This window comes from Microcoleus sp. D3_18a_C4 (assembly GCF_036702415.1).
GTDB lineage: Bacteria > Cyanobacteriota > Cyanobacteriia > Cyanobacteriales > Microcoleaceae > Microcoleus.
Genome location: NZ_JAUBTI010000159.1, coordinates 1 through 10,727, shown reverse-complemented (window position 1 = coordinate 10,727; position 10,727 = coordinate 1). Strand labels below are relative to the sequence as shown.

Annotated in this window: 8 protein-coding genes; 6 read left to right on the top strand and 2 right to left on the bottom strand. The window is 48.3% G+C overall.

Annotated elements, in window-relative coordinates; all coding sequences use genetic code 11:
• Window positions 1-119: 119 nt before the first annotated feature.
• The gene (locus tag QUB16_RS31830; protein WP_333322279.1) at window positions 120-914 is read right to left on the bottom strand and encodes a sulfotransferase domain-containing protein; all 795 of its coding nucleotides are present in this window, start codon (window positions 912-914) and stop codon (window positions 120-122) included.
• A gap of 139 nt (window positions 915-1,053) precedes the next feature.
• Here QUB16_RS31830 and QUB16_RS31825 point away from each other — a divergent pair, with 139 nt between their 5' ends.
• The 6 genes from QUB16_RS31825 to QUB16_RS31800 all read left to right on the top strand — a co-directional run bounded on the left by QUB16_RS31825 (window position 1,054) and on the right by QUB16_RS31800 (window position 9,394).
• Window positions 1,054-1,242, top strand: a complete 189-nt coding sequence (locus tag QUB16_RS31825; RefSeq protein ID WP_333322278.1) for a hypothetical protein — start codon at window positions 1,054-1,056, stop codon at window positions 1,240-1,242.
• A gap of 51 nt (window positions 1,243-1,293) precedes the next feature.
• Complete coding sequence (locus QUB16_RS31820) at window positions 1,294-1,461, top strand: hypothetical protein (RefSeq protein ID WP_333322276.1); 168 nt, start codon at window positions 1,294-1,296, stop codon at window positions 1,459-1,461.
• 397 nt (window positions 1,462-1,858) lie between these two features.
• On the top strand, window positions 1,859-6,871 hold the full coding sequence (gene hpsA, locus QUB16_RS31815) for a hormogonium polysaccharide biosynthesis protein HpsA (protein WP_333322275.1): 5,013 nt from the start codon (window positions 1,859-1,861) through the stop codon (window positions 6,869-6,871).
• Between the two features lie 2 nt (window positions 6,872-6,873).
• Window positions 6,874-7,587 carry a prepilin-type N-terminal cleavage/methylation domain-containing protein gene (locus QUB16_RS31810; protein ID WP_333322273.1) on the top strand — a complete coding sequence of 238 codons (714 nt, stop codon included), beginning with the start codon at window positions 6,874-6,876 and terminating at the stop codon, window positions 7,585-7,587.
• Window positions 7,588-7,641: 54 nt separating this feature from the next.
• Complete coding sequence (hpsC, locus tag QUB16_RS31805) at window positions 7,642-8,709, top strand: hormogonium polysaccharide secretion pseudopilin HpsC (protein ID WP_333322271.1); 1,068 nt, start codon at window positions 7,642-7,644, stop codon at window positions 8,707-8,709.
• Window positions 8,710-8,767: 58 nt separating this feature from the next.
• Window positions 8,768-9,394: a prepilin-type N-terminal cleavage/methylation domain-containing protein gene (locus QUB16_RS31800; RefSeq protein ID WP_333322270.1), complete on the top strand. Its 627-nt coding sequence runs from the start codon at window positions 8,768-8,770 to the stop codon at window positions 9,392-9,394.
• Between the two features lie 325 nt (window positions 9,395-9,719).
• Here the strand turns inward: QUB16_RS31800 and QUB16_RS31795 are convergent, their stop codons facing one another.
• Window positions 9,720-10,502, bottom strand: a complete 783-nt coding sequence (locus tag QUB16_RS31795) for a cobalt-precorrin-6A reductase (RefSeq protein WP_333322268.1) — start codon at window positions 10,500-10,502, stop codon at window positions 9,720-9,722.
• Window positions 10,503-10,727: the final 225 nt, after the last annotated feature.

Below are 10,727 nucleotides of genomic sequence, written 5' to 3'. Positions count from 1 at the left end.
GGAGGATGGGATGAAATCAAGGTTCATGTAGGTTATTGGTGGGGTGGGGCGGGTTTATTTAGATTGTTTGTATTTGTTAGATATTGTTTGTGAACCCGCCCCTACAATTCCCGAAATAATTAGTCCCAGCCGAAGTCTCGATCGCACATTTCGGCTAGTCTTTGGTTGTGCGATCGAAAATATGCTCTCAATTGGTCGTATACTGTGTCGCTGATGGGGGGATATTGGGTGGCGTTGTATTTTTCGTAGGTTTGTAGTTGGTGCGGCGGCAATTCTAGAAATTCTAAGACGCTGTTGTATGTGCCGAAGGGATTGGTATATAAGTCTTCGCTTTTGAGGATTAAAAGTTGTGATTTGGGAAAAAGTTTTATCCAGGCTGGGAGTTGATCGGCGTAAATGCCGCGCGTTAGATAACTGTGGTGTTGGTGTTCGTAACTGTAGTAGTTTGGGTTGGTTTGGAGTTTTTCTATTTCGCCTTTGAGTCTTTCGGGCTCCGAGGCGATCGCACTTTCTAAGGATAGGGATTCGTAGCCTATTTTGATATAGTAATAATAGTGGGAGATTGCGCGTTCTACTGGGTTTCTCAGCAGGGCGATTATTTTAACTTTGGGACATAAATCATAAATTCGCTGGGGAACTTGGGGGTGACAGATATAGTAGGGGCTGGCTTCTCCGGTTACTAGGTTTTCGCCTGTTTGGGGCTGGGGAAATTGGGCATAGTACCAGTCTGGGCTTTTGTCGAAGTTCAAGTCGAAGTAATGGATTTCTTTTTGGGCGGCGGGGAGGATTTGGGGATGTTGGATTAGGTAATAGTACAGGGATGTTGTGCCGCCTTTTTGGGCGCCGATGATGATGAATTCGGGGGGTTTGGGGGGTTGTTTCATGGGTGGGGATGGTAGGTTGAGATTTGGCACTTGTACTGACAGTGTTTCGGATTTGGCATTTGTACCGATAGTCCGCCGGGGGTTAAAACCCCCGTCTCATAGCGCAAGTCCTTTGAAAAGGACTGAAGATGTATTTATATATCTAATATCTTAATATTTGATTAGTCCTATGCAAGAGGACTTTAGCTATGAGACGGGGGTTTTTAACCCCCGGCGGGCTGGGGCGCAAGACGAAAATTCGATCGCACTTGGGGGCATTAGGGCAATTCGATCGCACTTGGGGGCATTACAGCAATTCGATCGCACATCTTGCACCATTCTCAGGAACAGGCTTTTCGGCCTGTTCCACAAAGAGTAAATTTTCTTGTGGAACAGGCCGAAAAGCCTGTTCATAAAAAGCTTATTGAGAATGGTGCAACATCTCAATTCGATCGCACTTGGGGGCATTACAGCAATTCGATCGCACTTGGGGGCATTACAGCAATTCGATCGCACTTTGACCCACAACGGAAATTCGATCGCCCAATTTAGATTCGATCGCGCTGACAGGCATAATTACTCGATGGGCCGATCGTGATTGTAGATTGCGGTGGTTGCAAGCGCTAGCAAGGCGAACACATCAACAAAGGCCGCCAGACAAGGGCTGGGAAATACATCGGATACGATCGCGATCGCTGTTTTTGGGCGATCGAATTCACTCTGGGTCTGACCACTGACATTTCAATTTAAGTAGATTAGAGTGGAGTTAGGAATATCTAATTCGTGCGGGGCCAATCTTTCGCTGAAAAATATATTATCGGCGGCGATTTTGGTTGCGGGTTTGTGGGTTTTATTTTTCAGCCAAAGTACAAATTTAAATTTGTGCAAGAGGCTGATATGCAAGTTGCAAAAAATGGGAACAATAAAGATGGGATTGTACTGTCGAGCAGTCACTACCAGCAATACCATCTCTGAAATTATTCAGGAAGGCGTCAATGTTTAAGAGCAAATTATCCAAAATTATCGTATCCCTGCTGCGGCGGATTGCTGGTGTTACCAGATCCGGGGCCAAGCGGCTGATGAGAGCAATGCTGCAAACCCTGATGGCTATGGGCCGGAGGGCGAGACTGCCGGTGGCGGGGTTTGTGCTGCCAACGGTGACGATGGTGTTGCTGGTAGTGATTTTGTTGACAGTGGCGATTACGCTGCGATCGTTCGATCGGGCTAATACGGCGCGTAACGTGCGCGTGAACCAGCAGGTGCTGGCGGCCGCGGGTCCGGCGATCGATCGGGCAAAGGCGAAAATTCAGTTCCTGCTGGAGCAAACCCAGAATCGGGGTACTCCTTCTGATGCAGACTTGTACTTGCCGATCGCCAACCCCACTACACCTGGAAGTACAGTTGATAATTATACCTTTGGGGACGAAGAACGCCTGAGACTTAAGTATGACCTAGACGGTAGGGGTGGCATAAGTCCCGATTTTAAGGTTAACGATACTGGCTTTGATCTCGAAACCAACGAATCTATAAATACTGCTTGGAGATATCCCGTCGATACAAATGGAGATGGCAAATTTGACAGTTTTACCCTCTACGGCATATTCTTCCGCACCCCCCCAAGGGGCACGCAAGCCCCTACTTTGGGGGACTTTGAAAGAAAAAGAGAGCCGTTGGAGGCAAGAAAGCCACCGCAGAGGAAACTTAAGGCTGGTTGCGAACAGGGTGGAGGTACTGTCGCTACTTTAGCGGGGGACTCAGGCTGGTACAGGATAGACGGGAAACTTAAAAAAAGTTTTTTCGTTTATACAGTTAACGTACCGATGACAGCCACAGATGCTGCTACCAATCCTGCGTATCAAGCATTCACAGGAACTTCTAGCATTTCAGCCCTGGAATATCAGCAAGACCAAGCTCTTATTCCGATCCCCAACAACGCGGTTGTTTATGAAAACGATCTAGACATATCGCCGGGACCTCCGTTGAATCTAAACGGGCGGATATTCACAAACAGTAATTTGCTAGTGACAGGGTTGAATAATTCTAACAGCGTAAAACTGTATCAGGTCAGCAGCCCAGATTCTTGTTTCTACGAACAAGAAGGTAGCAAAATTGTTGTGGCTGGTAATGTAGTAAATGGTTGGTCTGGTAACAACACGGTTAAGAATGCAGTGGACGTGCACCTTTTCAAACAAGGTAGCCTCCCTACGAGCGGAAAAAACGCATTCATGCTGAGTAAAAAATTAGAAATTAAGGCGGGTACGGAATCAACAAGCGATTCTAGATTGAATGTTCTTTACAACGACGAAGCCTATACAAAGCGCCTAAATTTGCTAGTAGAGGCGCAGTTGGGAAACCCCGCCAGTCCCAACCCGGAGGCTAACGATCCGTTGTCAGTGCGGCAGCGACCGCCAACCCTAGATCGCAAACAAGCGCTGACAGAATATTTTAAGCAGATGCTCCGCAAGGTTCCCTATGCGGAAGTGCCACTTGGAGGAGACGCAACGGCGGGCTACGGTCTTCCGTGGTCAACACCAGCCGGAACCCCACCCATTCTAGAAAGCAAAGAGACCCTAAGACCAATAGACAAATGGACAAACCTTGCCGAAACCAAAGTCAACCTAACGCTTGCTCAGCTAGAAGCAACAGACCCCTCAAAAGAACCTGAAGAAGAACAATTTCTGGGCGATCGCGTTGTGGTAGGCAACAACCTACCAGCAAAGAGATGGGACGCCACCAAATCCGAATTTACCAGTAAGCCGGAAGAAATACCAGCAGCGAATGGGAAGTGGAATTCGATCGACCCCCCAGATCCTAATTTTCCGCGCACTCGATCGTCTCAGGTGACAAAGATCGCTGATGTAGGAGCGACAGACCGCAACGGTTTTTGGGAACAAGAAGCAGCAAGAAACCCGAAAAATCCCTTGGATGGCATTGGCGGTTTGCGCGTCATTACTGGTGCAGGGGTTTACGATCGCACTAATTCATTCCTGCCACCGCCTAGCTGGATAAATCCTTCGAGTGGTGCGCTCACAGGCGGGGAATCAGACCCTACTGCTACTTACGACGACCCAACAACGACCGCCACTGAGCAGTACCGTGTCGTCTGGCCAGACTCCATGCCGATGTCACCACTGGGGCCGGGGTCAGAAGTATATGATAATGTTGCCCGTAACTGGACTACCTGGAACCCAGCTTGGTCTAGTCCTACCGATATCAGCGCCACTCTCCCACCAGCAGTCGCCTCTACTACTCTACTTCCAGGTATTGTTGAGCAAGGCACTACCGCTAGGAAATATGCCAAAGGCGATTTGCGGATGCGGGCGACGGTAGTTTATCACTATAAAGATAATCCCCCGGCCAAGGGAGAGTTGAATGACAAACCGCTGGCCTGCGTCAGCAGCTATTACGACCCTAGCAACGCTTCCACAGCGAGAAACATTTCGACGGGAAGCCTACTCGATGTCAGCGGCCAGGGAGCGCTCGCACCAGATAGCGCAACACGCGCACCTGGGCTAGGAACACGGCAGACCTTTATCGGCTCCAACAACGGCATCACCTACGCCCCCCCGAAAGCGCGACCGGGTGGCGCTTCAACGCTTTCTGCTACAACAGGCTTGCTTAGTGGCGGACAAGCCGCTTTAGATATGCAAGCTAATTTAGTCTTCCCCGACGGTCGGTTTGCTAATAAGCCGTTGAGAGATGCTCTTGTGAAAGCAGACGCCGATCGCAATTTGGCAGAAAAAGCTGCGATTGACTCAACGAATTGCGCGCTACAGATACTTAAGGGCGAGATAGCTGCCAATCCGGCACTGATTCCTCACGGGGCTATCCAAGAAGTAGCATTTTTGAATGCCAGAGAAATCAAGGCGATCGATCGTGATGATCCAACTACCAACGTTAACGAAGCCTTTACGCTAAGCAGCCCGACCACAGGTGCCCAAGCAGCAAAACTAACAGGTAATTACAACCAGCCCTTAGAAGAAAGGCAACCTTTAGAAATTCGTGCCACTCAGATAGACCTCGATGTACTGCGAAGGACTAAATTTGGAGCGGACGAGTATTTACTGCCAAACAGCGGGATTATTTATGCCACTCGCGACGATGCCCTGCCCGATCGCAGTGCTCGCCCTGGTCTTGCCGCAGGTGGCATAGATCAAAGTAGTAGCGCAACAGTCAGCCCCACAGATTCCCGGCTAGACCCTACTCGCAAGCCCAACGGAATTCTACTTGTCAATGGTAAGGAGCTAGGCAGACTTCCTGGTTCCTCCGCTACTGTGGCGGATGTAGTCATGCAAAAGGGGCTGACTTTGGCATCTAATTTACCTGTTTACATCAAAAACGAATTTAACCTTCACTCCGGCGAAGAGTTTACTCAGGCCGTGGGTGATTGGAGTGCCTTTTACGATCGCGCAGCCGCAAACCTCAATAAGAACTTTGCCTGTCGCCCAAACGACCCCAGATTAGGTGGTAAATGTACAACCGGCGACACCTGGCGTCCCGCAAACATACTGGCAGATGCTGTCACCCTGCTTTCAAAAAATTACCGTTTTGGCTTCCGCAACGAGGGAGATTTTGACCTGAGAAATAATGCCGGTGCTGCTGCTGTAATGCCTCGCAAACAGCAAGGATTTTACAGCAACAACTTTGTTACTAACGGACTTTCCAGCGGGGCATTCAAGGCTGACGGCAATTTAAAGGCACAAGCAGACGCGATAACTGTGACAGACGCTACCTATGTCACCACCACTCCCCCGATTACAAGTTCTTACTTCAACAACTTTGTTACTCCAGTGCAGCGGCGGGGGACTTTCCCAGAGTATTTAATGGAAGTTTGTAACAAAATCCCCGTTTCTGCCTGTACGGATAGCGACTGGTATGTAAATCCGCTGCTGGGGACTCCTAAGAGGGCCGATACTACCACTACCGGTGCAGACTTTATAGCCGGAGCCGGAACCACAGCTACCCCGCCAGCAGCAGCATTGCAACGCTTCCCCCGCCGTGTTGCTTTTAAGAGAGATTCTACCCAGAAGCTGACTTCGACATCTGGTCCTGTACCATTAGGGATTAATGGCACAGGAACATCGGCTACGGTGTCTGACACAACATATCAAAACACAGCAAATTCTCTGTGGTTTGGGACGACTGCGGCGGCCAACCGTACTACAGTGACTTACGGTTCACAGAATTATCCCTTTGTGTTTAACCAGGCTAGGAAGGACGGGAGCGGTGCAGATTTGCCACAATTAGCCACAAATGACAAATGGCAGCCGCTACTAATGCCGGTTTTGCAGATCCAAACTGTGACGGCGGCGCCAGCGGCTGCTTCATCGACCAGTTTGCCAGAAGGTGCAGGTATTGTGAACGCAACCGGGTGGATAACGAGGGCTGTAAACACAACATTTAATATGGTCGTAGGCTCGAACGACACTCCTTCGCGATCGCTCGGTAATGTCGGTGACTTTAACGGAGGCCTGCAAAACTTGCCCCGCTTCTTGGAAAGCTGGAATTCCGGGGCAGTTTCCACAAACATCCAGGGTTCCTTTATTCAGTTCGGTCGGAGTGCTTACAACACCGCGCCCTATATCCCGATTCTAGATCCGCTGGCTTCCCAGCAGATAGCTTCAGGTACTAAGTTGCGGAGTCTTTTCGATTCATCGCCAATCTCACCGAGCCCAGCCCCACCCGCAGTCACTTACACTGGCGGTGTTCCAAGAGCTTTATACAGAACTGATGCCGGCGGCGGTGCCCTTCCCTTCTTCACCCCTCCTGCTCGGAATTGGGGTTATGACTTGGGCTTACTATCTCAGCCACCCGACTTGTTTACCCGAAAGTTCACGACTCCTCCCACAAAACGCACCCCGGATGAGTATTTCCAGGAAGTACCTCGCGATGATGAGTGGGTACAAACATTGTTGTGTGCTTTCCTTGATAAGGACGGGACAACGAAAGCTGTCACTGGCAATTTGCGCCCAACAGATTCCTTCTGCAAATCTAAAGCAGGTGCCTAACCATGAATAAACTACTAAAAGACAACAGCTACTCGCAACCCTTGTTATTCAAGGGAGCAAAGACAGAAACAGGATTCAGCAGCCAGCCGACTGAGAGTAAATCTGGCAGTTGCGCCCAAAAACTGAAGCCACAAGATTCTGGCTACACGATTATCGAGTCATTGGTAGCGATGATTGTGGTTTCGGTACTGATGATTGCGATCGCCCCGGTGATGGCCTACTCAGTAGCAACTCGCGTCCAAGCGCGGCGGATCGAACTGGCTGCGATGGCGGGGAGAGCTTACATTGACGCTCTGAGAGTGGGGGCGATCAGACCTAATGATGCAAAAAGCCCAGTAGGTTTTCCTGCAGCAGATGCTAATCCTATTCCTGCTGCTCCTGCAAGCTCCAGTGGTTTGTACTGCGTTGACACGGATGGGGGAGGTTGTGCTAGCAGCAAAGACTTTTATATTCAGGGTGTTCGTCCCCCAAATACAGGAACCACTATTCCCACAGACACAGGCTACAACCTGATTGTGCGGGTTTACCGGGCCGACGGGTTTACCGGAAAGCCGATGACAACTACACAGCAATCAGTCGCTAATTCCGGTCTGGGCAATCCTCAAGCGCCTTTGGTGGTAATGCAATCACAAATTCCCCCTACTACAGGAGAGACATCCTCCTATGGATCGTTGTGCACTCGCCTCCAAGGTGATTCTCAAAAGTGTACCAATTAAATTCCTTGTTATTAGATTAAAACCGCTCCCCCCTTTGACAAAGGAAAAGTCAAAATGAAAACTTTACTCAGGTTGCTTCTCAAAAGTCAGCACCAGCGAAACCGCTCCGGGCCAACTCAAACAGAAAATGGGATGACTCTGGTCGAGCTATTAGTCGGAGCAATTATGGCGTTTTTAATCATTACGCCGATGCTCGGTTTTGTAGTCGATATGTTGAATACCGACAGGAGAGAACAAGTCAAATCAAATACCGAGCAAGACCTTCAGGCCGCCGCTGATTTCATCTCCCAAGATTTGAGTCAAGCTATTTATATTTACGATAATAATCCCGCTACTACCAGCACTCCCACCACGAATCCTACAGGCATCCCTGCTATCAAAGACCAACTTCCTAAACCTGATAATGGAACTCCGATCCTCGTATTTTGGAAGCAGCAACCGAGGAAAAATTCTGTTCCTTTTAACCCAGAAGTTGCTAAGACGGTAAAACCAAAAGATTGCGATACTAACCCTGGTAAATGCAACGACACCTATGTACTATCATTAGTTGCCTACTACCAGATTAAAGAAACTGATTCTGCTTCTATTTGGTGTCAGCCTTCAGGAGGCACTTGTCCTACCCGCATTGCTCGCTATGAAATTACGGATGGAATCAAAAACCCTGACGCGACAAGTATTGCAGACATTTACTACAGTGATACTGACACAAAAGACACTCAACGACGACATCGAGCTTTTAATACAAGTTTTGATTTTACTAAACCTACCCAAAATGTGACACTTCCGGCGGAGCTGAAAAATGCTACATCTGAGGTACTGGTTAACTACATAGACCACGGTTCAGGGTCGATATTGACTCCATGCACGACTGCTCTTGGTAATCCTACCGATCCAAAAACTTCAACACCAATCGGAGAAGCCACTCTAAAAGTAACTGATACAGAAGGTAGAAATAGCTTCTACGCTTGTGTAGATACAGTGAGAAACATAGCCAGAGTTACCCTCAGAGGAAATAGCCTGCGTCGCAGTGAACCTACTAATGTTCTTTCCAGCGCCAATAATTCGGCATATTTCCCAACAGCAACCGTGCAAGTACAAGGTCTAGGTGCGCGAGGAAATTAACTTATGCCTGAAACACATTTCCGAATCGCCGCCCGCCGATAAACAATAGGAGAATACCATGAAAACCCCACCTATATTATTAAAACTTTTGCATAACTCGGCTGCCAAGCCCAGCCCTAATTTCAACAAAACTGCATCTAGAAAAGATGAGGGAGGATTCACGCTTCTAGAAGTGCTGGTGATAGCGTTAATCGTAGGTATATTAAGCTCGATCGCCGCTCCAAGCTGGGAGGTCTTCATCAACAGACAAAGAGTTCGCACTGTGAACGATCGAGTTTTGCAATCATTACGAACTGCACAAAGCGAAGCAAAACGAACTAAGAGCGATAGAGTAGTTACATTAAATCCATTGGTTGACCCACCAACAGCTACAATTAAGACAGATCCAGCCCAAAATCCTCCCCTACAAACAGTGACTTTCGACGCGGGAGGCGAAATTAAACCTGGACAGGTTAAACTTTCTGTTGCTAGCTGTCCTAATAACAACTGCACGGATGCTACACAACTTACTTTTAATTATAACGGTGTAGTCGATCGCAGCAATTCAAATAATCCAGAATTACCTTTTGTGGTAACAGTTGCTCCTGCTGGTGGCGGTACAAAGCAGTGCGTAATTGTGGAAACTCTCCTAGGAGGAATGAGAACTGCTGAAGGAAATGATCTCGCAAATGGTGGGTGTCCATGATAGCTTTCAATAAATTTAATCTTAATCTCTAACAGCAATTCCGCATAAATGCAGAATTGCTAAAATCTCTTAACTTAAATTATTTTATATTTCAAATCATATTAAAACAGTCAAAATATGCAGCTAGAACTAAAACAAATAATCATCCAGCCAGGAAATCAACTATTACTCAAAGACATAACCTGGCCGAGGTTTGAAACCCTACTAATATCATTTCCGGTAACACCGGAAGGATGTTGACCGTTGACTGTTGACAGTAAACAGTGAACCGTCAACCGTCAACAGTCAACTCGAATTTACTATTCCGATGCTAACGAATTTGATATTATAACTGCTTAACTAACCACGCGATCGCCCCTTCAACATCAGCAACCTGCTCAACATCCGCAATCGGCGGCCGCTGCACCATCACCACCGGAATTCCCAGTTCCCTAGCCGCCACAATTTTTGCATAAGTAGCACCGCCCCCGCTGTTTTTACTAACAATAGTATCAATCTGATATTCTAATAGTAATTGGCGCTCATCTTCCAAAGAAAAAGGCCCCCTTGCTAACAACAATTTACCATTAGGAATAGGAGTATTGAGTGCCGGAGGATCGATCGCCCGCATCAAAAACCAAATAGCATCCAAACCAGCAAAAGCAGCCAATTCCTGCCTACCAATCGTCAGAAACACCCGCTGAGACAGCCCTAATAAAGCCCTTGCAGCCTCCGAGTGGCCCGCAACATCAATCCAGCGATCGCCCTCCACCCTCTCCCAAGCTGGACGCACCAGCATCAAATAGGGTACATTACATTCAGCAGCAGCAACAGCAGCATTAGCAGAAATCTGAGCGGCAAACGGATGAGTAGCATCAATCAAAAAGTCGATCGGGCGATCGTCTCCTAGGGCTGCGCGATCGAGCAAAAACGCCGCCAGCCCAGCCGCCCCACCAAACCCCCCAATTCGCACCGTACCCGTTTTTGGGGTAAAAGGCTGTTGAGTGCGTCCTGCTAGCGAAGATACCACCTCTATTTCAGCAATTTGAGACGCTTTCACCGCCAGTTCCGCAGCATCCCCCGTCCCCCCCAAAATTAGCAACCGTTTTTTCACCAAATTATCCCTCATACCAATTTAATGTGAAGTTGCACATATCTCGATCCCCCTAAATCCCCCTTAAGAAGGGGAGTAGGGGTTGACTTTGAGTAATTTCTTGTCCCCCCCTTATTAAGGGGGGTTAGGGGGGATCGGGCTTAACCCAAGCGCATTGGGTTAAAACAGACATCTTGCAGCAATATCAATAAGAGGACTTTTCGTGGGGTCGGGCGGGTTTATAGAACCTATTTGCAAGCT

What these genes read in the sequence shown, in the direction of transcription:
- QUB16_RS31795 (WP_333322268.1), bottom strand. Translation starts at nt 10,502, where the DNA reads ATGAGGGATAATTTGGTGAAAAAACGGTTGCTAATTTTGGGGGGGACG.
- QUB16_RS31825 (WP_333322278.1), top strand. Translation starts at nt 1,054, where the DNA reads ATGCAAGAGGACTTTAGCTATGAGACGGGGGTTTTTAACCCCCGGCGG.
- hpsA (WP_333322275.1), top strand. Translation starts at nt 1,859, where the DNA reads ATGTTTAAGAGCAAATTATCCAAAATTATCGTATCCCTGCTGCGGCGG.
- QUB16_RS31800 (WP_333322270.1), top strand. Translation starts at nt 8,768, where the DNA reads ATGAAAACCCCACCTATATTATTAAAACTTTTGCATAACTCGGCTGCC.
- hpsC (WP_333322271.1), top strand. Translation starts at nt 7,642, where the DNA reads ATGAAAACTTTACTCAGGTTGCTTCTCAAAAGTCAGCACCAGCGAAAC.
- QUB16_RS31820 (WP_333322276.1), top strand. Translation starts at nt 1,294, where the DNA reads ATGGTGCAACATCTCAATTCGATCGCACTTGGGGGCATTACAGCAATT.
- QUB16_RS31810 (WP_333322273.1), top strand. Translation starts at nt 6,874, where the DNA reads ATGAATAAACTACTAAAAGACAACAGCTACTCGCAACCCTTGTTATTC.